Genomic DNA, 23,100 nt, shown 5'->3' with positions numbered 1-23,100 from the left:
GTCCATCATGTCTATGCGCACCCACTACTGCGGCCTCGTAACCGAGGCGCTGAACGGCCAGACCGTAACCCTGTGCGGCTGGGTGAACCGCCGGCGCGACCACGGCGGCGTGATCTTCATCGACCTGCGCGACCGCGAAGGCTATGTGCAGGTGGTTTGCGACCCCGACCGCCCCGCCATGTTCAAAACGGCGGAAGACCTGCGCAACGAGTTCTGCGTGCAAGTCACGGGCCTGGTGCGCCCCCGCCCTGAAGGCACCACGAACGACAGCCTCAAAAGCGGCAAGGTGGAAGTGCTGTGCCACGAGCTGAAGGTGCTCAACCCTTCCGTCACGCCGCCTTTCCAGCTTGACGACGAGAACCTGAGCGAGACCACGCGCCTGACGCACCGCGTGCTGGATTTGCGCCGCCCCGTGATGCAGCGCAACCTCATGCTGCGCTACCGCGTGGCGATGGCCGTGCGCAAGTTTCTGGACGAGCACGGCTTCATCGACATCGAAACGCCCATGCTCACCAAGAGCACGCCTGAAGGCGCGCGCGACTACCTGGTGCCCAGCCGCGTGCATGACGGGCACTTTTTCGCGCTGCCGCAATCGCCCCAGCTCTTCAAGCAGCTGCTGATGGTGGCCGGCTTTGACCGCTACTACCAAATCACCAAGTGCTTCCGCGACGAAGACCTGCGCGCCGACCGCCAGCCGGAATTCACGCAAATCGATATCGAAACCTCTTTTCTGGACGAGCAAGACATCCGCAGCCTGTTCCAGGAAATGATCACGCAGGTTTTCAGGCAAACGCTGGGCGTGGAACTGGGCGAATTCCCCGTCATGCCCTACGCCGAGGCCATGCACCGCTTCGGCTCCGACAAGCCCGATTTGCGCGTGAAGCTCGAATTCACCGAACTGACAGACGTGATGGGCGATGTGGACTTCAAAGTCTTCAGCGGCCCGGCCAGCACGCCCGGCGGGCGCGTGGTGGCGCTGCGCGTGCCCGGCGGCAGCGAAATCAGCCGGGGCGAAATCGACGGCTACACCGACTTCGTGAAGATTTACGGCGCCAAGGGCCTGGCCTGGATCAAGGTCAATGACGCCGCCAAAGGCCGCGAGGGCCTGCAATCGCCCATCGTCAAAAACCTGCACGACAAGGCCCTGGCCGCCGTGCTGGAGCGCACCGGCGCGCAAAACGGCGACATCCTCTTTTTCGGCGCCGACAAAGCCAAGATCGTCAACGACGCCATCGGCGCACTGCGCCTGAAGATCGGCCACAGCGAATTCGGCAAAAAGGCGGGCCTTTTCGAAGACCGCTGGGCGCCGCTGTGGGTGGTGGACTTCCCCATGTTCGAGTTCGACGAAGAAGAAAACCGCTGGAACGCCATGCACCACCCCTTCACCAGCCCCAAAGACGGCCACGAAAACCTCATGGACAGCGACCCCGGCCAGTGTCTGGCCAAGGCTTACGACATGGTGCTCAACGGCTGGGAGCTGGGCGGCGGCTCCATCCGCATTCACCGCGCCGACGTGCAAAGCAAAGTGTTTTCCGCCCTCAAAATCACGCCCGAAGACGCCCAGGCCAAATTCGGCTTCCTGCTCGACGCCCTGCAATACGGCGCGCCCCCGCACGGCGGCCTGGCCTTCGGCATGGACCGGCTGGTCACGCTCATGACCCGCGCCGAATCCATCCGCGACGTCATCGCCTTCCCCAAAACCCAGCGCGCGCAGTGCCTGCTCACACAAGCGCCCTCGCCCGTAGACGAAAAACAACTGCGCGAGCTGCACATCCGCCTGCGCAACCCGCAGCCTGCCAGCCACTGACACGCGCCCTGCCCCATGAGCGCCAGCGGCGCCGCCCACGTCCACGCCCGCTCTCTGCGGGTAGTGACCTACAACATCCACAAAGGCGTGCAAGGCGTCTGGCCCTCGCAGCGGCTGGAAATCCACAACCTCCAGCACGCCATCGCCAGCCTGCACGCAGACGTGGTGTGTCTGCAAGAAGTGCGCAAGCTCAACCGCAAAGCCGAGCGGCGCTTTGCCAGCTGGCCTCGCCAGCCACAAGCCGAATACCTGGCCCCGGCGGGCTACCAGTCGGTTTACATGACCAACGCCGTCACCGCCCACGGCGAACACGGCAACGCCATGCTCTCGCGCTGGCCCGTGCTCAGCCACCAGCACCAGGACATTTCAGACCACCGCTTCGAGCAGCGCGGCCTGCTGCACTCGGTCATTGACGTGCAGGGCCACCACGTCCACGTCATCGTTGTTCACCTGGGCCTGCTCGGCGCCAGCCGCGTGCGCCAGGCGCGCCAGCTGCAACAGTTCATTGCACGCCAGGTGCCTGCCAGCGCGCCCTTGCTGGTTGCGGGCGACTTCAACGACTGGAGCCAGAAACTGCAAGCCATCCTGGCCCAGTCCGGCCTTCGCAACACCCCCGGCTGCCCCACCTTCCCCTCGCGCCTGCCCCTGGCGCAGCTAGACCACGTCTACGCACGCGGCCTGCACTGCGCCCGCCAGTTCGTGCCCCAACACGCGCACGGGCACGCGGGCAGCCACAACTGGCCCAGTCTCTCCGACCATTTGCCACTGGTAGCCGAATTCGTGCTGCCTTGAAGCGCCGTTCAAATCCATCCGTGGGCGCGAAAGCGCAAGCCGGATGCAGCCCGGGCTTGCTACATACGCTCTGTTTTTGGGAGCAAATAAAAGGCCCAAAGAACGCCTCTATCGCACAATTTAACGGGCTTTACCGCTATTAAAACAGTAGCAAAACCCATCACTCTCAGCGCAAAAACAGCAAGCCAAGTCCGCGCAAACAGCACTTGAATGCCCGTTGTGCCAGCCCATCGCCAGCACTCACTCGCCCGAATAACTTGCAAGATGCGCCTGTTGATAGCTGCCATCAAGCTAGACCGCCCTGCCCGGCTATTTCTCTATAGAGTTGATAGTAATCAATCCCGTCAAACCGTGCGATAGAAGCGTCTCCGGGCGTCTGAATTGGCTCTCAAAAGCAGAGTGAAACAAGACTGCCTCAAGCACATCTGGCTTGCTCTTAGGCATCAAACCAGCCACTCATTCAGTCTGGCAGCCAAAATCAAAACAAGCGTCAAATAATCTATCTGGTTCATCCATTCGAAAACGAATGAGCGATTTTCTCCTGCTCTTCGTCTGTAAAGTCTGAAATAGCAGTTTGGGTGCATCAGCTTTCAAAATCACCGCGCTACCCACTGCAGCCGCAAAATCTGGCGGCTTGATCAGTTCTTAGTTAGTCAGCCAAAGCACCAGCCTATTCGTCCACCACTCGCAAAATTCTTCCAGAATATCTTGCGTCAAACTACTGTGCCCCAGCTGATCGACGCACAAAAACAACCTGCAGAACCAACCTGCTTTGCAGCGCACCGTTGATATCCTTGCTTAAGATACTGTATATAAAAGACAGCAGCGCATTCACCGCCGTCTCTGGGCAGACGGCGGTTGCGCCCATTAAAAGTAAAGCCGCTTTTCTCGCTCGAAAACCGCACGGGAACGCCGAAATAACGACGCAGCCGCGTCGCCTTCAATGCCACGCTCCACATCCAGACGCTCCGCATCCTTCAACTACCGCAGCGAAATATTCAAAGCTTTGATCACACCTTAAGTCGCCGCATTCCCCCCATCATTGCAAATCTGTCGCTACAGCACCCGCTTGCCCGTCTGAATCTTCGCTGCAATAGTATTACGCGCAATCGGCACAGAATTCTGCTCCGACTCCGATACTGCACCGGACGTAACAGCAAATTGCCGCTTTACCGTCCCTGAAGTCGCCCCAAATAGCACTCGTTTTTAGTATAAGATGCTAAATTCACATTATTTCGAAGTGAAATTCAAACAATAATGTCGATACCAGTGCATTCTCAACGGAAAAATATACCCGACAAGGCGCACCGGCAACTGCACCAGTTTCTTGCGCTCCTTTTTCACCAGCAGGCTCCCCCGCTTCTCTTATACCAATAGCTGTCTTAGGTGGATAATATACAGCTTGTTTTGGAGTTTGCGTATGGGTAGAACTCCTTGGATCTTGACCGTAGTTTCTAGCAGCTAATGGGTTTAGTCCATCTGAAAAACTGTAGGTTTATTCACCCAAATCTAATCTAAGCCTGTAGCCCTTACATATTAAAATGATGCTTTAGAAATATTCTCAGGCGTCATTTTAAAACCGCTTTCGTTTAACCTCTCCACAAGCTTTGGAACAGTTTCTCTTATATGATCTTCAAAAGGTATATATAGAATTCCACTGGCATCAGAGGGCACTTCCAAAGAACCTTTCTTTAAGATTGCAACCCTACTTCTACCAATAGATGATAATAACATCCCCATTTCTAGAACAACATTTTGCCTAGCCCTAGGCTTTGCCCCCTCTGGGCTTGAATTTTTGGGATACCCCATATCATCTGGAGTTAACAAAACAATACCAAAAGCAACTTCAGAAGGGATCCGTCCAATTTCTTTTTCCAAAGCTTCAATTATAGTTAATCCGCTGCCACTTGTATTCTGCAATACAAAAGGTTCAATTCCTAATTTATGGAGAACCAATTCTAACTGTTCTCTTGCCGCATTGTCGTGTCCATGGACGACAAAAACTTTTCCTTTAGCCTCCACTTGAGCGGGTGTTACAGGATCATTACTAATTATATTTGGGTTCTGTATATTGTCGCCACATAACCTATGAATGAATTGAGATAACGATTCACATTTTTGTCCTTGCAAGTTTACAGTTCCTCTGCTAGGCCAAAAATTTAATATAGCTCCATTTGAAAATCTAAAACGATGACAACCATTAGCTTCCTCTTCCTTGTAAGGTGAAAAGCCTTTTTCATTTAACTTATTCTTCAATTCATCAATATTTCCTGTGAATTTCATTTTCATCTACACCCCTTTGCATAGAAGTTAAACATGTACCAACAATACATCACTAATATGGAATTTTACATCACTCCCTAAACAACCCCGCCATATACCCCTGAGCCCATCTTCCCAAGAACTTCAGATGACAAATTTCCACCAGAGAGCAGGCTCCGCAGCATTTATTATATTATTATAGTTTAGTTAGGCGCCGGGTTAAGTCGCTATTTATGGTTCACGCGCGCCAATAATGGCTGCGAGTATTTTGGCGCATAGTTCGCCTGAAACACGATGGGGACGCGCTGGCGGATTTGCCTATACCACAGTGCGCCTTCACTAATGGTTTTCCTGTTATTTCTTGCAAACAACCTTAGGCACAAAGCTGGATCTCGTCCATCAGGCCGGGGTTGGACTTGCCGTGTTTGTATTCCACGGGTTTCAGGCTGCTTGTCTTGGTTTCGACTTTCACCCAATCCAGCACGCCGCTGAAACTCGGTTTCTCCATCGAAACGTGTATTGCCCGCGCTCAAACCGCACACCACATCCAGATTCGCCGCCCTTAACTACCGCAGTGAAGCATTGAAAGCATCAACCGCACCTTGAATCATCGCGTTCACGCCATCATTGTGGAGCTGCCACCACAAAAAACAGCAGAAACGCTGACACCAGTGCATTCCAAAAATAGAAAAAGCCTGATGGAATGCACTGGCAGTTGCGCACCTTTCTGCGCTCCTGATCCATTGCCAGCGTTTCTTACTCCTTATGCAGATAATTCAGCATTTTTTAAAGTTTTCACATGCGCGTTTTCCTGTCTTTTCTGTCGAACCAATCGGGTTACCGATAATTCCTTTTTCATATGCTTTCAACCAATCCAGAAAACTGGAAATTAAAGCGCCGTCATCTATATTTTTATGCCAACGCCCTTTTTTTACAATTCCAAGAAGATTCTCAGGCAACAATGGCGCCTTGTCTCCAAAATACCAAAAATCATCACATATCAAGACATTTGTGGATTCCAAATCATGATCCATATCATCCTTGTTATGGAGATTATTGTGCAACTGAATCCAAATTCCATTTTCTTCATGATAGATATTATCCCCATTTTTATTCTCGTTACTTGGTTTCTTAACTTGATACATGGGGTTTTCGAAATATTCATTCATATCTATCAACCGGGATACTTTTGCCGCATAAATCAATCTATTCTCGTAATCGCCAGTGCTGGAACCTGTTGCAACAAGGATATCCCCTACGCCTGCACTACTTCTTATTGCCGGCTTGCAAGTGGCAAGGGTTAAAAAACCACCATAGGGATTGGGGGCAAAACCATAATCATCCTTAATAATATAACTCATCATCTTCATAATCTCACCTCGATCGAACAAATTAAAACTGCCATTTGTAAGACAAACCGGCGATCTACTCCACCGCCCTATTCCATTTCCCCCGACAACTCCAGCTGATAAATCTCTGCCAACCAGTAGGCCTTGCAGCGTTTGCCGCAGTCCGGCGACGGGGTCTAGCCGCTGTTCAGGCGTTCGCGCGCGGCAGCAATGTTAGCAGATGTTTTGACTCGCAATCGTCTGAAACCGCGATGGGCGCAGTGGCGAGTTTGCCTATGCCATGACGCATCTTCGCTGGCTATTTCCTGTCATTTCTTGCAAGCACAAGCTCTGGACGCAGAACTAGATTTCGCCCATCGGATCGGCTTCAGGCTTGCCGCGCTTGCATTTCACTGGTTGCCTTCGCTACCAGTTCCACCCAGTCCAGCACGCTGCCGAATACCCAGCTTCTCCGCTAACACATGCACTGCCCGCTCAAAGCGCACGTCCTTGCACGTTTCTAGCTCGCCCGAATCCCCCCGCTCATACAACGCTTTTTCCCTGCGCGGTCAAATAGTTCTCCGCCCATGCCTGCTCGTTATGAATCAACGCACATTGATGCAGGCAGAAGATGTAGTGTTGCAGGGCGGAAAAGGGAATCAGGCGCGTATCCTGAATTGCCCTTTGGCTTTCGGTTGAAAATACGGCCATTTCCTTGAACGTTTTAGAGGCCGTCGATTTGTTGCGAAACCAAGTCTTCAAGGTTTTTCGGTTCGTAGCTGCTATCTTCATCCTCTTTCAGACTGCCGTGCACTTTGGTGGAAGAGTATTATCCTGCTTTGCAGTTATGTTCCGATCAAATGAGTTTCATCACTTCCACGTTGCCTTCTGGCAGGCGAATGATGCGTCGCCCTCAAAGAGTTTGGTTAATACGGTTTTGATTTTTTCGGCATCGTCATCTGAAAAACCGGTGCGCTTGGCAAATTGCGGCGACTTGGCGTCAAAAGCGATATGCACACCGTGATCAACGCGGTGTTTCATGCCCATGGTGTCGGAGCTTTTTCGTGCCGTCGTCTTCGCCGCCGAATGCGAAGACTTGTACGAAGCAGCGCACGCCCAGCCATTTTCCGCAGGCTTGTTTGGCAATGTCGTCTTTGTTGGCTTTTTTGGGCATTGAACGCGTTCGCGCTCAAGCCAGCATTTTTGTCTTTTGCGTGGTTGGCAAGGCTGGTTATGCAGTCTGTTTTTTATCCGATGGCACAAAAGTGCTCTCGCTGCTGCCTTGCTGGCAGTCGCGGATTTTGCGTTTCAGGCACGCTTCGGTCATTTCGCCAAGGCCTTGAAAATCGGCGCGCGGGCGGTGGCCATTTAAAAACCTGTTCACAACCTGTCCGGGGACAGCAAGCGTGAAATCGGAAGGCCTGCGACGTTGCAAATCCTCACCGGGTTGCATGACCCATCTTCGGTTTACGCCTTGTAGCCCATCCTGATCAGCTCTTTCTTCTTTGGAAAAGAGCGTGTGATGCCTGGCAGGCGGGCCGTCCGCAGTACATTCCAGCCCCTGCGAACGCAATCCAAGCGAAAGATCTCCATGACAGACCACCTGCCGGAAGGCAAGCTGCCCGATTCCATCGCGTCCATCATTGAGGACATGCCCCTTGTCATCTCCAAGATCAGCGCGGGGCAGCTCATGAACCTGGCCCGCGAAGAGGGCTATTCCTGCTCCCTTGACGAAGACGGCGACCTGCTCTGGAAGATGGACGGCTACACCACCTACCTGTTCATATCCAAAAGCGGGCGCATCATCACTTTTCAAACGGGCTTTCAGTGCGGCGACGAAGACGAGGCCGCGCTGCTTCAGCGCATCAACCAGTGGCATCGCGGTATCCGCTTCGCGCGCACCTACTACGAGAAGCGCCCCGAAAACGCTGATTTGCTCAAGCTGGAGCTGGACATTGATCTGACCGGCGGCGTGACCAAGGAGCGTCTGATCGACTTTCTGATCACCTGCCGCGACATGTTCGGCAAGTGGCGCGCCGAAGTGCTCGATTGACTCAGCATCTTTTGCTGCAAGAAAAAGGTCAGTCTCCTTTTGCGGAGGCTGGCCTTTTTGTCTGGCATCCGTCCGCGCGACGCAGGTACTGACCACGGCGGGTAGAACGCATCAATAAAAAGAGCAAATTCAAGGGAAAGAAATGCCGTTTTGCGCAGATTCCACTAGGACATCATGCTATGAATAAAAGAGCGCCATGAGGCTGCTTTTTTACCTCTCCTGGAGGGGCCGCGAACGGTTTTTGAGAGAAGCGGGCATGAAAAAAACCGGCTGGCGCATGGTGCGCAGCCGGTTTCCGGGTGTCTGCCGCGTTACTCGCTGGCGGGAGCTGATGCCGCAGCCGATTGGGCAGGCTGCTCGATGCGCTCGACCTTCGTGCGAATGCCGCCGCCCTTGGCCGGGGTGACGGGCACGGAGCCTGCGGCGCGGCGTGCGCTCCTTTTGCCGCGCACGGCTGTACTGCGGCGAGCGGTTCTCTTTTTGCCTGCCTTGGCGCGCGGGGCGCTGGCTGAAGAGGATTTGTCCCAGGTGTCGATTTCCTTGCCGCAGTCGGGGTCGGCCACGCCAAAGCTCATGGTGGCGCCAGCGCCGAACTTGCGCGGCACGGTGTCGTGCAAGGGCTGCGACATGTCCACGGGCGGGTTGGGCGATTCGGAAATGATTTGGCCTTTGGCGTTGCGCACGATGTAGCAAGAAGCCTGGGCGGAGATGGAGGCCAGGGCGGCAGCGCCTGCGACGAGGGCGATGGCAAAGACTTTGGATTTTTTCATGCGGGTCTTTCGCGGCTGAACGGGTTGGAGTTACAAAGTTTACAAGAGCGGCATGTTTGCCGCGCCTGAGCTGGCTGTCAAGCGTGGCGGCGCAAAGCGGCCTGGCCCAGGGCGGGCTGATGTGGCGCATAACCCACGCTGGGCTGCCGGAGCTTGCCCGCGCGCCTGCGGTTTGACCGCTGGGCGTTCATGACCAGCATGGCCTGGCTGCTCAGCCAATGCTTGAAGAGGGCATGAAAAAACCGGCGCGAGACCGGTTTTCTTTATGCAGGAAGATGGCTCTTATTCGTCGGCCATCTGGCGCTCGCGTTCAGCTTCAAAGGCTTCGCGCAAGGCGGCCTTCTCAGCGGCGGGCGGCGCGCCGTAGTACACGGGGCGGACCTTGGCGGGTTTGTCGTTCGCAAAGTTGGCATGCAGGCCATAGGCTTTGGTTTCGCCCAGCAGGAAGAAGAAGGTGTTCGGGCAGTTGTGCTGCTCGCATACGGAGCCTTGCCAGTAGCGCTTGCCATTGATGAGGGCTTCTTCAGCGGGCGAGGTGGGGCCTTCGCCTTTGCGGATCCAGGCGGGCGCACCTTTGCGGCTGGCAGTCATGCGTGCCCATGCCTTTTTGGCGGGCTGATCTTCCAGCAGGTTGTAAAGGTAGGGGCCTTCAGGCTCGGCGGCAGCTGGCTCGGCAGCCGGCTCTGGCGCGCTTTGCGTCTGGGCTGGCTGCGCTTCAGGCTGGGGCGCCGGGGCTTTTTCAGCCGATCCGAAGCAGCCCGACAGCAGGGCGATGGCGGCAACGCAGGCCGTGAGGGTGGCGAGGCGGGTTTTCATGAGGTGATGCCTTTCATGAAGTTGAAGAAAGCGCGAGTGTAGGCCGGGCAGGCTGGAAAAAGCTGTTTCGCAGCGGGAGAAAGAGAAACGAATTCAGGCGCAGCAATACGCAAAGGCCCCAAGTTTCATCGGCTCCCAAAGTTTGAGATGGAAAGATATGAGGTTGATGTGTTCGGGAGAAAAACCCGCCGCTCTGACGAATCACCCTCTGTGCAGAGCGTGTGCTGCGGCTGACGCTGTTATTCGTCTTCAAAAGTTGCAACCTGCCGCCCAAACGCGCCGCCATTTCCTGTGCAGCGAGGTTGGCTGAAAACGCTGCTGCGCATGCGTAGTGGCGGAGAAAAAACCATGCTCATGATGAATGCCCAAAAGCGACTGGCAGGAAAGCAACGGCGCTTTGCGCGTGAATTCATTCATATGCACGCATGCGACCGTTTTTTTCCTGATGGGAGAGGCCAGACCCTGCGGCTCCGGAGTCTGTTCTCCACCTAAGCGGAAATGCGGAAAGAACGGGTTAGACGTGGCTGCCCGCAAGCAGGATTTGCGCTCCTTTATTCATAGCGTCATGTCCTGGTGAAACCAGCGCGAAGCGGCATTTAAGGCCCTTGAATTCGCTTCTGTTTTTGATGTGTTCGAGCAAGCAGCCAAAGCGCCCAGCAAAAGCGAAGATTCACCAAATCGGCCGCAAACGCCCGTGAATCAGGCGCTGGCAGCTGTCAAACAGCAAAATCGCCCCTCTTTTGCCTTGCCCTTTTTCATCCACCGCTTCCTGAGCCGACATGAACGACGCCAGCCGCCTTCTTGAAATCACCCCCCGCACGGGCACGCTGCAAATTGACAACTGGGCTGAGTGGTGGAGCGCGTTTGCCCAGCGCACCACCTGGCTGGACGCGCTGGCGCTGGCCTTGGGCGCTTTGCTGGCCTGGCTGCTGGTGCGCTGGCTGGGCGCGTGGGCTGCCCGCGTGGCCGGGCAGCTGCGGGCCGCGCGCAATGAGGCCGATGGCGCAGGCAGTGGCGCGGCGGGCCAGTCGCGGCTGTCGGTGCTGTTTGGCACACGGCAGGTTGACGGGGCGCTGTTTCCGCTGTTCTGGCTGGGGCTGACGTATCTGGAGCGCATGGCACTGCTGCACTGGGTGGGGCACGCGCCGCTGCTGCGGCTAGCGCTGCCGGCGCTGACGGCGCTGCTGCTCATTCGCAGCGTGGCGACGGTGCTGCGGGCGGCGCTGCCGGGCGTGGCGGCGGTGCGACTGCTGGAGCGCACGGTGTCATGGGCGGCGTGGATGGGCATGCTGCTGTGGGTCAGCGGTGTGCTGCCAGCGGTAATGCGACAGCTGGACACCATCACCTGGAAGATGGGCGGCACGCAAATGTCGGTGACCGATCTGATTGAGGGCGCGCTCACCGCCGGGGCGCTGATGCTGCTGGCGCTGTGGGCGTCTTCGTATCTGGAAGAGCGCCTGCTGCGCCGGGCCACGGGCGCAACGCTGTCGGTGCGCAAGGCGGTGGCCAAGGCCACGCGGGCATTCATGCTGTTTCTCGGGCTGATGCTGGGGCTGTCGGCCGTGGGCATCGACCTGACGGCGCTGTCGGTGCTGGGCGGCGCCATGGGCGTGGGCATCGGCTTCGGGCTGCAAAAGCTGGCGGCCAGTTACATCAGCGGCTTTCTGGTGCTGGCCGAGCGCAGCCTGCGCATAGGCGATCTGGTGCGCGTGGGCGGCTTTGAAGGCAGCATTGCCGACATTCGCACGCGCTACACCGTGATTCGCGCCGCCAACGGCTCCGAGGCGCTGGTGCCCAACGAAACACTGATGACCAGCACGGTGGAAAACCTGTCGTTTTCAGACTCGCGCCTGAACCAGAGCACAACCATCACCGTGGGCTACGACAGCGACGCCGCCCAGGTGCAGCGCCTGCTGGAGCAGGCCGCACTGCAATGTCCGCGCGTGCTGCGCCAGCCCGCGCCAGCCGCGCTGCTGAACAACTTTGGCGCCGACGGGCTGGAGTTCACCCTGAGCTACTGGCTGGGCGACCCTGAAAACGGCGGCTTGGGCGGCGTGCGCTCGCAAGTGAACCTGGCCATTCTGGATGCCCTGCGCGGCGCGGGCGTGGATATTCCCTACCCGCAGCGGGTGCTGCACATCAACCCGCCCGGAAGCGCCAGTGCTGCCGTTGCCAGCGCTGGCGCCAAACAGGCCCCAGGAGCCGGCCCGCAGGCCATCCGTGAAGGCGGGCAGGGCACGGCCGCCAGCGATGAAGCAGGCATGCGCCAATGCGAAGGCAGTGCTTAATTAGCTCCTCTTTTAATAGCATGAGGTCCTAGAACAAAGGGCGCGAAGGCGGTTTTTCTGCCCTTCAGATTCGCTCTTGTTTTTAATGAATTGAGCGCTTCTTGGAAAGCCTTGTTCCGAGGAACAGAAGGGTATCCAGGCCGGGCATGCGAAGGAGCAGCTTCTACAATCTGCCGCCTATGTCCAAAGCACTCCTGACCACCGCCCTGCTGGCTGCTGCGCCAGCCTTTGTTTCTGTTTCCGCGCTTGCGCAGGCCGTGGCTGGGCAGGCCGCGCCTGTGGAAGCTGCCGCGCCGCAGCCGGGTGTGAATGAGAGCGGGCAGCGCGTGGAGCATTTGCGCGTGGAAGACGGCGGCAGCCGCATTGACGAGGTGCGCGTAGGCGGGCAAACGCGCAGCATTTCCGTGCAGCCGAAGGTGACGCAGCTGCCTGCCTATGACGTGCGGCCCGCCCGCCAGGGGCAGCAGCAGGGCGATCGCGTGTGGAAGATTGGCAATTTCTGATCCGCGCGGCGCATGGCTGTCTTTACCCCGGTTCCTGAAACCGATGCCGCGCCGCTGTTCAAGGCGCTGGGCCTGGGCCGCCTCAAAGCGTTGCAGGGCATTGAGGGCGGCATCGAAAACACCAATTTCTTTGCCACGACCGAACGCGAGGGCGCAGAGCATGAATGGGTGCTGACGCTGTTCGAGCGGCTGACGCACGCGCAGCTGCCGTTTTATCTGCACCTGATGAAGCACCTGGCGCAGCGCGGCATTCCCGTGCCCGAGCCGCAAGCCAAGCCCGAAGGCATGCGCCGCCGCCCCGGCGAAGACGAGCTGCTGCACACCTTGCGCGGCAAGCCGGCGGCCATCGTGAACCGCCTGCGCGGCAAGAGCGTGCTGGCGCCCGCGCCCGCGCACTGCGCCGCCGTGGGCGGCATGCTGGCGCGCATGCATCTGGCCGGGCGCGACTACGGGCGCAGCCAGCCCAATTTGCGCGGCCTGCCCTGGTGGAATGAAACCGTGCCGGTGGTGCTGCCGCATCTGGCCACAGGCGAAGCCGCGCTGCTGCAAGCCGAGCTGGCGTATCAGAACCACGTGGCCGCCAGCAGCGCCTGGGCTGCTTTGCCGCGCGGGCCGGTGCACGCCGATCTGTTTCGCGACAACGTGATGTTTGACGATGAAGCGGGCGCGCCGGATGCGCCGCGCCTGACGGGCTTTTTCGACTTCTACTTTGCGGGCGTGGACGCCTGGTTGTTCGATTTGGCGGTGACGCTCAACGACTGGGCCACTGATTTGCCCACGGGCGCGCTGGATTTGCCGCGCGCACGCGCGCTGGTGGCGGCCTACCAGGCCGAACGCGCGCTCACGCAGGCCGAGCGCGATCTGCTGCCCGCCATGCTGCGCGCGGGGGCGCTGCGCTTTTGGCTCTCGCGCCTGTGGGACTGGCACTTGCCCCGGCAGGCCAGCTTGCTCAAGCCGCACGATCCCGCGCATTTCGAGCGCGTGCTGCGCCAGCGGCTGGCGCAGCCGCTCACGATGGCGGCGCTTGAATCATGAAACTGCGCATTGCTGCGGCCCGCGAGGGCATTGACTGGCTGCGCAGCGGCGCGCGCGCCTTTGCCCGCCAGCCCGTGGCGCTCATCGGGCTGCCGCTCATGCTGGCGGCGCTGCTGGCTTTTGCGGGCATGCTGCCGCTGGCCGGCCCGCTGCTGGCGCTGGCGCTGCTGCCGGCCGGCACGGTGGGCTTGATGGAGGCCGCGCGGCAAGCCACGCAGGGGCGCTTTCCGTCGCCTGCCGTGCTGCTGACGGCGCTGCGCACCGCGCCGCAAGGCGTGCGGCAAATACTGCTGCTGGGCCTGCTGTATGCCCTGTGCGGCGCGGCAGCGGAAGGGCTGGCCTGGCTGCTGCTGGGTGCGCCGCCCGACATGACCGCGCTAGTGAACCTGTCGCAAGAGAAGCTGGCCGACCCTGCCACGCTGGAGCAGGCGCACGCCGCCATGCGCTACAACCTGGGCCATCTGCTGCTTTTCGCGCCGCTTTCGCTGGCCTTCTGGCATGCCCCGGCGCTCACGCACTGGCACGGCGTGCCGCCCGTCAAAAGCCTGTTTTTCAGCGCGGTGGCCGTGCTGCGCAACTGGCGCACCTTCACCCTCTATGGCCTGGCGGCAGCGGCCCTGATGGCCAGCGCCACCCTGGCGCTGACCTTGCTGGTGCTGCTGCTGGGCGCGCCCGCGCTGGCGGCGCACGGCGTGGCGCTGCTGGGGCTGGTGATGGCGGCCATCTTCTCCGCCTCGGTGTGGTTCAGCTTCTGCGGCTGCTTCGAGGACGCGCCGCCGGAGCAAGGCTGAGAGCCTGTTGGCGATTTGTTCCCGGGAGCGAAAAACGCGGTCTCGGGCGGTCTGCTGCGTTGCAAGTCTTTGCCTCACCGGATCACAAGGCAGTCTGTCTGCGGTTTGTGCTTTGTGGCCCATCCCGCTCCGCGCTTAGCCCCTCACGGCCAGATGGCAAACAGGTTCAGGGCACATGGCATGTTTTTGCTCCTCTATCCATAGCAATATGTCCTAGTGCAGACTGCGCAGAACGTACATTCTTGCCCCTTGAATTCGCTCCTCTTTTTGATGCACCCTGGCCGCTGCGTCAGGCCCCGGCGCGAAACCGGTGCGCGGGGCGGACTGTGAACCGGTTCTTACAATCGGCGCATCTCTCACTCCTCTGGAAGCATCCGCATGTCCCTGTTCTCCGCTGTCCAACTGGCTCCGCGCGACCCCATCCTGGGTCTGAACGAGCAATTCGCCGCTGACACCCACCCCGCCAAGGCCAACTTGGGCGTTGGCGTTTACTTTGACGACAGCGGCAAGCTGCCCCTGCTGCAATGCGTGCAGGCAGCCGAGCAGGCGCTGATGAGCAAGCAGGCCCCGCGCGGCTATCTGCCCATTGACGGCCTGGCGGCCTATGACAGCGCCGTCAAGGCGCTTGTTTTCGGCGCGCAGGCTCCCGCCGTGCAGGATGGCCGCGTGGCCACCGTGCAAACGCTGGGTGGCACCGGCGCGCTGAAAATCGGGGCGGACTTTCTCAGGCAGCTCACGCCTTCGGCCAAGGTGCTGGTATCCAACCCCAGCTGGGACAACCACAAGGCCCTCTTTTCCCGCGCTGGCTTTGAAGTTGCCGCCTACCGTTATTACGATGCCGCCCGGCGCGGTGTGGACTTTGAGGGCATGCTGGCCGACCTGAACGCCGCTGCCGCAGGCGACATCGTTGTGCTGCACGCCTGCTGCCACAACCCCACGGGCTATGACCTCAGCGCCGCGCAGTGGGATCAGGTCATTGCCGCCGTCAAGGCCAAGGGCCTAACTGCGTTCCTCGATATGGCCTACCAGGGCTTTGGTCAGGGCTTGGCGGAAGACGGCGCCGTCATCGGCAAATTTGCGGCCGCTGGCCTGAGCTTTTTCGTCTCCACTTCTTTCAGCAAGAGCTTCAGTCTCTACGGCGAGCGCGTGGGCGCCCTCTCCGTGGTGTGCGAGAGCAAGGATGAAGCCGCCCGCGTGCTCAGCCAGCTCAAGCTCACCATCCGCACCAACTACAGCAACCCGCCCACGCATGGCGCCGCCGTGGTTTCCGCCGTGCTGAACACCCCCGAATGGCGCGCCTTGTGGGAAAAAGAGCTGGGCGAAATGCGCACGCGCATCAAGGCCATGCGCCAAGCGCTGGCCGATGGCCTGAAAGCTGCGGGCGTCACGCAAGACATGAGCTTCATCGTCAATCAAGTTGGCATGTTCAGCTATTCCGGCCTGTCAAAAGAGCAAATGCAGCGCCTGCGCAGCGAATTCGGCGTTTACGGCACCGATTCGGGCCGCCTGTGCGTGGCCGCGCTCAACAGCCGCAATATTGACCATGTTTGCCAGGCTATTGCGGCGGTTATGAAATAGTCATTTTGTCCTCTCGCGGCCTGGCCGCATCCGGCAAAAACGGCGCTGCAAAGCGCCGTTTGCATTCGGGCATACGCGTTCCCATGCGCCCGGCATGAAAAAGGCGGCAGGCCAAATGCCTGCCGCCTTCGTGTTTTCCTAAAATGGTCTTCAGGCCATCATTGCAAATCAGCCAATGGTTAGCTGCCCTGGCAGTTTGGCATATTGTTTGTCGCCGACATCGAAGCCATCTGAAATATTAAACAAGCGATAGCATGTGTTGTAATCATCGCCATTCAGGTTGCGCGCCAGACTGATTGCAAAATCTTCAACCGAAGCAGCTTGCCCGCCCAATGTGGTAGCCAGCGCCCGTAAATCCGGGTTGCGCTCGCCAGCTTTCGCGGTTTGATCAAGCAGGGTTTTCATTTCGCTGCTGGTATAAGTCAGCGTAACAGTCTGGCCTGCCTTGACGGGGCCGCTGGTGGCTTTGTTCAAATCTCCCGTTTGCGCAACATTCAGCAGCTGGGCGCTGTTTTCATCTACCTTCACGGTGTAGGAATAACGCCTCTCCGAGGCCACTTCCTTGCCGCTGGCATCAAACTTCTGCGTGACGGTCATGGGTACATTGCCCGAATATTGAAGGGTGACCGTGCCTTGCGCCGTACCATCCGGGAATCTCGTGATGACGGTATTGCCAGTATTTTTGGCGCCTTCCAGGCCAAGATTGACCGGTCCCAGCTTGAGATCCAGCCTTGATTGCGAACTGAAATCGAGTTTCTCGATGGTCTTTACGCTCGAGATACCCGTTCCATTGTTTTCCGGCATATTGCCGTTGGCAAGAAAGTCGTTATAGGCGGCCTTTCCTTCCGGGGTGGACAGATCGAATTCGGCGGTTTTCAAATGCGCAGTTTCCAGCTTGTCATTGCGCCCCAGCATGATGCTGGCCACTTCAAAATCAATGCCCACGCCGTTATACGCGTTAATGGCCTCTTTCGGGCCTGCCGTCACGCGCACCTTGTTGGTATCGGTTTTCTCCACCAGCAGGCTGACGCCGCTTTCATCCGTGACTTTGGTCTGTGTGGCCAAATGCTTGAACGTCGCCTTGAATTCATTGGTGGAATACGAAGAACCGTCCATTTTGACCACGGTTCCGGTCGGCATGGAATCAGGCGAAAACGGGCTGACGGTGCGCGGCGCCGTGCTTTTGGCGGCCTGCTCCGGCATGGACACTTCAAAACTGCTCTTGATGCCGCTGGTATGCCCCGCGCTGAGGCCGACGTGGCCACCGCTGGCGCCGCCCTGCAAACTCACGGACACATCGCCAGACGAAGTGAAGGTGGTAACGCCGTTTTTGGTGTTCAGGCCGCTGACCACCGTGGCATTGGTATTCACGCCAAAGCTGATGCCATAGCCCTTTGAAGTTTTGACGCTCTCCGTAAAGCCCGTGCCAGCCGAAACGCTGAATGTGCCTTTGCTGGGGTCCACAGACGCATCCAGGCTGCGTGACGAAGAGGATGAGCTTTCGCTGCCGTCCAGATTCGTGGTCTTGGTGGTGTCCGTCTGTTTGCCGCCAACTGAAACCTTGCCATCGGTATCCACCCCGGTATGGGTGTTGGTCTTGCTGGTTTTTTCTGTTGTGGCGCCGCCCTGCGGCACGCCTGGAGCGGAAGCAGACTGGTCGTCATTCACCGTCACGCTGCCCTTGCCCGGCTGGGCTGCTTTCGGCTGTTTTTCGGGAATGTTCAGCACATCGCCCGGATAGAGCGCATCGGGATTGCTGATTTGCGGATTTTTCGCGATGAGGTCCTGCGTGCTCACGCCCTGCTTGCTGGCAATGCCGCCAATCGTGTCGCCATGCTGGACGGTGTAGGTTTTTTGCTCCTGCGGCGGCTGCACTCGCGGCAACAGGCTAGCGTTCAAGGGGGCAATGCTCATGGCTGAATCTCCTTTGGGTGGTTGCACAAAAGCGGACTTCAACACTTTAGAAGCTTGGACGTCATAGCGATAGCTGGGGTGATTACCAGTCGGGCAGACACAAGCCCCTGGGTTTTGCGTCTTCCTATACAAAGATACCCCTAGGAAAACACCCCAGCTAGGCAGCAGATATCGCGCTCAATAGACTGGAAGCGCAAGTTCAGCTGGCTTTAAGGCGAATCCAAAGCAAGCCGTCCGGCTGGTATCACCCCCTCCATCTTTGAAAGGTCCTGTTATGGCTTCCGGTATTCATGGTACCAATCTCATTTCCCATACCAAGTTTGTGCCGCCTCCGCCCCCACCTCCGCCCCCACCTCCGCCACCGCCCCGCAAAGAGGTTGATAACGCCGTGCGCCAGCCAAACTTGCATGCAGGAAAGTCCGATGCGCCCCCGCCAGAGCGCTACGTGCAGCACGAAGTGCAAAAAAACGAAAACCTGACTGAAATCGCCCACCGCTACCAAACCTCCACCCCCATGCTGGAGGCAGCCAATCCGCAGCTGAACAATCCTGATGCGCTGGAAATAGGACAAAAACTGAATGTGCCTATCGGCGCCAATTACGGAACCGAACCCACGCGCGATGTGTTGGAGCCCGGCCAGACGCTGACCGACATGGCGCGTGAGCACCCAAACGTGAGCGCACGTGACATCGCCCGCGCCAACCGCTCCAACGTGCCCAACAGCAACCGCGTGCAGGCTGGCCAGGAGCTGTGGGTGCCCGCGCAGAAAGATGCTTCGCCGCTGGAGCAGAAAGTGCAGGCCACCGACCAGGCCCAGGCTTCGCTGGACCATGCCCAGCAGCGCTATGACTCGCTGCCGCCTGACGCCCACCCTGCTGTCCGTGAAGACGCACACCGCAGCGTGCAAACGGCGCAAGGCAATCTGAACCAGGCTGTGCGCGAAGAGCTGGACCTGCGCGCCAAAGACGCCACCCCGCCAGAAGGCGCCTGGAGCAATGATGAAGAACGCTACGCCGCTGCTGGCGCACAGCTGAAGGAACGCTATCAGGCTGACGCAGGCGCCACCAAGCAGCTGGACACGGCTTTGCAAACCCTGGCAAATGAACGCTATCGCGCCAGCCCCGCAGGCCAGGCGGAAGAAATCGTCACTCAGGCCACGGCGGCAGGCAAGTCACCAGAGCAGCAAATGCAGGAGCTGTCCAAACGCCTGGCAGATGCACCGCCCGAAGTCAAGTCAGCCGTGGCAGCCAGCCCGAAGGGCCAGCAAATGTTGCAGGACGCAGCCAACTGGGCGACAGAACCGCTGGCAGGCGGTGATGCCCAGCAGGCTGAACGCGACCACGGCACCCCTTTGGCCGCAGGCATCCAAAGCGCAGAGCGCCTGGAGCAAGTCACAAGAGGCCTGCCGCCTGACATGGCCGCGCAGTTCACGGGCAAGGCCATGCCCACGATCGAAGCCTTCAGTGGCAGCTTCAAGGAACATTACTCCACGCTGCACTCGCCTTTCACAGACGATGGCTTCCAGAACCTGATGAAGGCAATGGACCGCGGTATCGATACCCCGCAGGGCCAGATCAACATGCAAAAACTGGCTGCGCAGAACGTATGGGACCGCACGGCCATGCATCAGCACATTGCGGAAGGAGGCCGTCCCGCCTATGCGCTTGAATGGGCCAAGCAGCAAGGCGTGGACATTGACGCCGTAAAGCAGGACATCCGTTCCGCCATGAAAACGTATGCCAGCAGCATTGACCAGACAGGCAAGGCGTACGCCGAACACATGAGCGAGCTGGGCTGGCTGGTGGCCAATCATGGCGGCGCCATGACGCCTGAGCAGCTTGAGCAGGCCATTGCCCAATACGCCAAAGAAAAAGGCCCTGAATGGGAAGCCAAGGGCAATGAGCTGAAAGCCCGCCTGGTCGCGCATGGCGAAAAACTGGCAGGACAGATCGCCGATCTGGATCCGGAAGGCGGCGGCGCGGAAATCGCCAAGGAAATCCTCAGCAATCCTTCGGCGCAGCTGGCGTTCAGCTCCGCCGTGCAGTCGAACCCGGAACTTCTGGCTGGCGCGCAGGGCGAGAAAGTCGCCAACTTCTTCTCCAATCCGGGCGTGCAGGCCAAGCTGGGCGATCAGGGGCGCAAGCTGGTTAATGAACTGGCCTCGGCCTATGCCAAGGGCGTCGTTCTGGACAAGATTGGCAACCTGGACCCCAGCGATGCCGCCAGCGTGGCCAGCGCCAAACAAGCGCTGACCGGTCTGAAAGACTCACGCTTTGCCAAACTGCTGGGGCTTTCGCCCTCGCAGATGGACGAAGTTGTCTCAGCGCTGGAAAACACCATTCCCAAGGCAGGCGAATCGGCTGATGACATCGCAAAGCGCACGAGCGCGCTGGACACCAAGCTCAACGGCATCAAGGGGCTGAATGGTTCCACGGCAGCCGGGCGGCTGATACGCGGGCTGGGCATAGCGCTTTCTGGCGTGAGCTTCCTGGCTTCCACAGGCAAGGCCATCAATGACCCCACCGTCAAAAATGGCCTGCAGGCCATCGTGGGCGCTGCTGGTCTGGGCCAACGCGGCAGTGAGCTTCTGGTGGCCATAGGCAAGGTGGATGCCGACTCGGCTTTGGGCAAGCTGGGCGGCAAAACCGCAGGCAAGGTGCTGGGGGCTGTAGGTGCCGCCCTTGACGTCTGGAGCATGGGCGAATCGTTTGCCTCTGGCGATATTCCTTCCGGCGTGCTGTACGGCACTAGCGCCGCAGGCGGCCTGATGGCCACGTTTGGCGCAGGCAGCATGGCCGGCCCCATCGGCATCGGGCTGGTGGTGGTCTCCGTGATTGGCCTTGGCATATGGAACTCCGTGAAAGAAGCCAACAAGCACGAACCCGGCAGTGACGGCGGCGCATCTTTGCGGTTCCTGCAAAACGCAGGCATTTCCGAAGCAGCGGCCCAGGAACTGGTCAATCAGAACGGAAAGGGCCACAGCCCGGTGCCGCTGCTGCTGCGTTATGCCGAACACAAGGGTTTGGACATGCAAAAACCGGAAGACCAGAAAAAGTTCGTTGACTGGCTCAACCACATGCCTCATGACAAGCTGGTCAATTTGCGTGACCGCCTGCACCAAACGCTTGACTACAACGACGGAAACATGGAGAAATTCCCGGCGGCCAAGGAGGGCGACGATCGCTGGAAGCCCGTCCAGAAAGTGCCAACAGGAGGCCCTGGTTACGGAACAATGGATGTCAATATACCCCCCAGCTCCGCCGCGCAAATGGACAAGGTGCTCACCCACCTGGGTCTGCCCGTGCTCACTCCTTGACGGCAAACAAAGTCATCGCACATGTCAGCCACTACCTGTCCCCACTGCGGGCAACCCGCCATGTCTTCATTGAAGAAGCTCGCTCTCGGCTGGGCACGCAGCGTGCCCTGCAAGGCGTGCGGGCTGCGGGTTTCGGTTTCACCCTTGCCTGCCGTAGCAGCCATGCTGCCAAGCATGGCCGTGGTGCTGGCGGTCACATTGCGCTGGGTGCGCGATCCTGCCCTCATGATCATGCTGGGCGTTGTGGCCTTGTCGATTTCTTTTGTGCTGCACCTGTGGGCTGTTCCGCTGATCAGGACGCAACTGACTGATCCACGCGCCGTGGCCAGGGCGCGCGGCCAGGATCAGGGCGATCAGCTGCCTCGCTGAACAGGCGAAACCTCCGCGCTCTGCACGGTCAGCGCCAGCGCGCCGTCGGCCAGCGTGGCCCGCACGGGCTGGCCGGGCTGTGCCTGGGCGGCGCGGGTCAGGGGCAGACCGCCGCTGGTTTGCAGCAGGGCGTAGCCGCGCGCCAAGGTGTGGCGCGGGTCAAGCAGGTCAAGCCGCAAGGCGGCTCGGGTCAGGCGCTCGCGTTCGGCTTGCAGGGCGCGGGCAGCAGCCAAAGGCCATGCCTGCGCCAGGCTTTGCAGGCGCTGGCGGGCGCTTTGCAGCGCGGGGGCGCTGGCGGCGGGCAGGCGCTGGCAGGCGTGCGCCAGGCGGGCGGTTTCGCGCTCCAGCCGCAGGCGCAGGGCATGCAGCATGCGTTGCTGATGGCGCTCCAGCCGCAGGCGTTCGGCGGCCAAGGCGCTGGCAGGGCGGCCCAGACGCAGCGCCAGGTGATCCAGCCGCTGGCCTTGCGTATCGATGCGGTGGCGCGCGGCGCGGGCCAGCCGCGCGGCTTGCGTTTGCAAGGCGGTCAGCAAAGTGGTGCGGTCAGGGCAGGCCAGTTCGGCGGCGGCAGTGGGCGTGGGCGCGCGCAGATCGGCCACGAAGTCGGCAATGGTGAAGTCGCTTTCATGCCCTACGCCACTGATGACGGGAATGGGGCTGGCGGCAATGGCGCGGGCCAATGCTTCGTCGTTGAAAGCCCAGAGGTCTTCAATGGAGCCGCCGCCGCGCACAAGCAAGATGACGTCCACGGGCGGCCACTGCCGTTTTTCTGACGCCGCCGCACGGCGATGCAGCCGGGCCAGCGCGTTCATGGCATGGATGAGTTCGGCCGGCGCGCCCGCGCCCTGCACAGCAGCGGGCGAGACGATGACGGGCACGTGCGGCGCGCGGCGGCGCAGGGCCGTGAGCACATCGTGCAAGGCAGCGGCGTGCAATGAAGTGACCACGCCAATGCCGCGCGGCTGCGCGGGCGGCGCCCGTTTGCGGGCAGCGTCAAACAATCCCTCGGCCTGCAAGCGGGCCTTGAGCTGCAAAAACTGCTCGAACAATGCGCCCTGCCCGGCGCGGCGCATGGTCTCTACCACCAGTTGCAAATCGCCCCGCGCCTCATACACGCCCAAGCGGCCGCGCGCCAGCACTTGCTCGCCATCACGCGGCGCGAAATCCAGCCCGCTGGCCGCGCGGCGGAACATGGCGCAGCGCAGCTGCCCCGTTTCGTCTTTCAGCGAGAAGTAGCAATGCCCGCTGGCCGCACGCGAAAAGCCAGTGATTTCGCCCTGCACCGTCACCGGGTTCAGCCGCGCATCCAGCACCTGCGCGATGGCCTGGCACAGCTGGCCCACGGGCCACACATCGGACTGAGGCAGGGCGGCTTGCAAACCACCCTGCGCAGCAGCGGAAAAACCGGCGCGAACGCTCACTGCCACGGCCACACCTGCCGTTCTTCCACAGAAAGCGCGCTCCCGGGGCAGGCGCGG

The 23,100-nt window shown here is 59.6% G+C and carries 22 protein-coding genes; 10 read left to right on the top strand and 12 right to left on the bottom strand.

Going from position 1 to position 23,100, the window contains the following annotated elements:
* Positions 1–7: 7 nt before the first annotated feature.
* Positions 8–1,807: an aspartate--tRNA ligase gene (gene aspS / locus QB898_RS00805; RefSeq protein WP_279523416.1), complete on the top strand. Its 1,800-nt coding sequence runs from the start codon at positions 8–10 to the stop codon at positions 1,805–1,807.
* A gap of 15 nt (positions 1,808–1,822) precedes the next feature.
* A complete protein-coding gene (locus QB898_RS00800; protein ID WP_279523415.1) occupies positions 1,823–2,599 on the top strand; it encodes an endonuclease/exonuclease/phosphatase family protein in 777 nt (258 codons plus the stop codon).
* A gap of 1,536 nt (positions 2,600–4,135) precedes the next feature.
* Here QB898_RS00800 and QB898_RS00795 read toward each other — a convergent pair.
* The 7 genes from QB898_RS00795 to QB898_RS00765 form a co-directional block, all read right to left on the bottom strand.
* Positions 4,136–4,888 carry a TIR domain-containing protein gene (locus QB898_RS00795; protein ID WP_279523414.1) on the bottom strand — a complete coding sequence of 251 codons (753 nt, stop codon included), beginning with the start codon at positions 4,886–4,888 and terminating at the stop codon, positions 4,136–4,138.
* Between the two features lie 346 nt (positions 4,889–5,234).
* A complete protein-coding gene (locus QB898_RS00790; protein ID WP_279523413.1) occupies positions 5,235–5,369 on the bottom strand; it encodes a hypothetical protein in 135 nt (44 codons plus the stop codon).
* A gap of 268 nt (positions 5,370–5,637) precedes the next feature.
* Positions 5,638–6,231: an Nmad2 family putative nucleotide modification protein gene (locus QB898_RS00785; protein ID WP_279523412.1), complete on the bottom strand. Its 594-nt coding sequence runs from the start codon at positions 6,229–6,231 to the stop codon at positions 5,638–5,640.
* 501 nt (positions 6,232–6,732) lie between these two features.
* Positions 6,733–6,951 (bottom strand): hypothetical protein, encoded by a 219-nt coding sequence (locus QB898_RS00780; RefSeq protein ID WP_279523411.1) that lies wholly within the window; start codon positions 6,949–6,951, stop codon positions 6,733–6,735.
* A 108-nt stretch (positions 6,952–7,059) separates the two neighbouring features.
* Complete coding sequence (locus QB898_RS00775; RefSeq protein ID WP_279523410.1) at positions 7,060–7,236, bottom strand: type I CRISPR-associated protein Cas7; 177 nt, start codon at positions 7,234–7,236, stop codon at positions 7,060–7,062.
* Positions 7,214–7,363, bottom strand: coding sequence for a hypothetical protein (locus QB898_RS00770; protein WP_279523409.1), 150 nt, complete (start codon positions 7,361–7,363; stop codon positions 7,214–7,216). The genes QB898_RS00775 and QB898_RS00770 overlap by 23 nt, the downstream gene beginning before the upstream one ends.
* 57 nt (positions 7,364–7,420) lie before the next feature.
* Positions 7,421–7,642 carry a hypothetical protein gene (locus QB898_RS00765; protein ID WP_279523408.1) on the bottom strand — a complete coding sequence of 74 codons (222 nt, stop codon included), beginning with the start codon at positions 7,640–7,642 and terminating at the stop codon, positions 7,421–7,423.
* 138 nt (positions 7,643–7,780) lie between these two features.
* On the opposite strand from QB898_RS00765, the gene QB898_RS00760 reads away from it, so the two are divergent.
* A complete protein-coding gene (locus QB898_RS00760; protein ID WP_050716015.1) occupies positions 7,781–8,242 on the top strand; it encodes a YbjN domain-containing protein in 462 nt (153 codons plus the stop codon).
* A gap of 311 nt (positions 8,243–8,553) precedes the next feature.
* On the opposite strand, the gene QB898_RS00755 is transcribed toward QB898_RS00760, so the two are convergent.
* The 3 genes from QB898_RS00755 to QB898_RS00745 all read right to left on the bottom strand — a co-directional run bounded on the left by QB898_RS00755 (position 8,554) and on the right by QB898_RS00745 (position 10,245).
* A complete protein-coding gene (locus QB898_RS00755; RefSeq protein WP_279523407.1) occupies positions 8,554–9,012 on the bottom strand; it encodes a hypothetical protein in 459 nt (152 codons plus the stop codon).
* A gap of 282 nt (positions 9,013–9,294) precedes the next feature.
* Positions 9,295–9,828, bottom strand: coding sequence for an Ivy family c-type lysozyme inhibitor (locus tag QB898_RS00750; RefSeq protein WP_279523406.1), 534 nt, complete (start codon positions 9,826–9,828; stop codon positions 9,295–9,297).
* A 249-nt stretch (positions 9,829–10,077) separates the two neighbouring features.
* Positions 10,078–10,245 carry a hypothetical protein gene (locus QB898_RS00745; protein ID WP_279523405.1) on the bottom strand — a complete coding sequence of 56 codons (168 nt, stop codon included), beginning with the start codon at positions 10,243–10,245 and terminating at the stop codon, positions 10,078–10,080.
* Positions 10,246–10,607: 362 nt separating this feature from the next.
* On the opposite strand from QB898_RS00745, the gene QB898_RS00740 reads away from it, so the two are divergent.
* The 5 genes from QB898_RS00740 to QB898_RS00720 all read left to right on the top strand — a co-directional run bounded on the left by QB898_RS00740 (position 10,608) and on the right by QB898_RS00720 (position 16,023).
* A complete protein-coding gene (locus QB898_RS00740; protein ID WP_279523404.1) occupies positions 10,608–12,116 on the top strand; it encodes a mechanosensitive ion channel family protein in 1,509 nt (502 codons plus the stop codon).
* 179 nt (positions 12,117–12,295) lie between these two features.
* On the top strand, positions 12,296–12,619 hold the full coding sequence (locus tag QB898_RS00735) for a hypothetical protein (protein WP_279523403.1): 324 nt from the start codon (positions 12,296–12,298) through the stop codon (positions 12,617–12,619).
* Between the two features lie 12 nt (positions 12,620–12,631).
* Complete coding sequence (locus QB898_RS00730) at positions 12,632–13,654, top strand: homoserine kinase (protein WP_279523402.1); 1,023 nt, start codon at positions 12,632–12,634, stop codon at positions 13,652–13,654.
* Positions 13,651–14,445, top strand: coding sequence for a BPSS1780 family membrane protein (locus QB898_RS00725; RefSeq protein ID WP_279523401.1), 795 nt, complete (start codon positions 13,651–13,653; stop codon positions 14,443–14,445). Before QB898_RS00730 ends, QB898_RS00725 begins: the two co-directional genes overlap by 4 nt.
* Before the next feature lie 378 nt (positions 14,446–14,823).
* On the top strand, positions 14,824–16,023 hold the full coding sequence (locus tag QB898_RS00720; protein ID WP_279523400.1) for an amino acid aminotransferase: 1,200 nt from the start codon (positions 14,824–14,826) through the stop codon (positions 16,021–16,023).
* 168 nt (positions 16,024–16,191) lie between these two features.
* Here the strand turns inward: QB898_RS00720 and QB898_RS00715 are convergent, their stop codons facing one another.
* The gene (locus tag QB898_RS00715) at positions 16,192–17,937 is read right to left on the bottom strand and encodes a LysM peptidoglycan-binding domain-containing protein (protein ID WP_279523399.1); all 1,746 of its coding nucleotides are present in this window, start codon (positions 17,935–17,937) and stop codon (positions 16,192–16,194) included.
* Positions 17,938–18,325: 388 nt separating this feature from the next.
* Here QB898_RS00715 and QB898_RS00710 point away from each other — a divergent pair, with 388 nt between their 5' ends.
* Together QB898_RS00710 and QB898_RS00705 are read left to right on the top strand one after the other, a co-directional pair.
* Positions 18,326–21,253 carry a LysM peptidoglycan-binding domain-containing protein gene (locus QB898_RS00710; RefSeq protein ID WP_279523398.1) on the top strand — a complete coding sequence of 976 codons (2,928 nt, stop codon included), beginning with the start codon at positions 18,326–18,328 and terminating at the stop codon, positions 21,251–21,253.
* 60 nt (positions 21,254–21,313) lie between these two features.
* Positions 21,314–21,622: a hypothetical protein gene (locus QB898_RS00705; RefSeq protein ID WP_279523397.1), complete on the top strand. Its 309-nt coding sequence runs from the start codon at positions 21,314–21,316 to the stop codon at positions 21,620–21,622.
* Here QB898_RS00705 and xseA read toward each other — a convergent pair.
* Positions 21,607–23,001: an exodeoxyribonuclease VII large subunit gene (gene xseA, locus QB898_RS00700; protein ID WP_279523487.1), complete on the bottom strand. Its 1,395-nt coding sequence runs from the start codon at positions 22,999–23,001 to the stop codon at positions 21,607–21,609. The two genes, QB898_RS00705 and xseA, sit on opposite strands and share 16 nt — an antisense overlap.
* Between the last annotated feature and the right edge of the window lie 99 nt (positions 23,002–23,100).

It is taken from the genome of Ottowia cancrivicina (genome assembly GCF_029813755.1).
Taxonomy (GTDB): Bacteria; Pseudomonadota; Gammaproteobacteria; order Burkholderiales; family Burkholderiaceae_C; genus Ottowia; species Ottowia massiliensis.
This window is presented reverse-complemented; position numbering and strand designations above follow the sequence as displayed.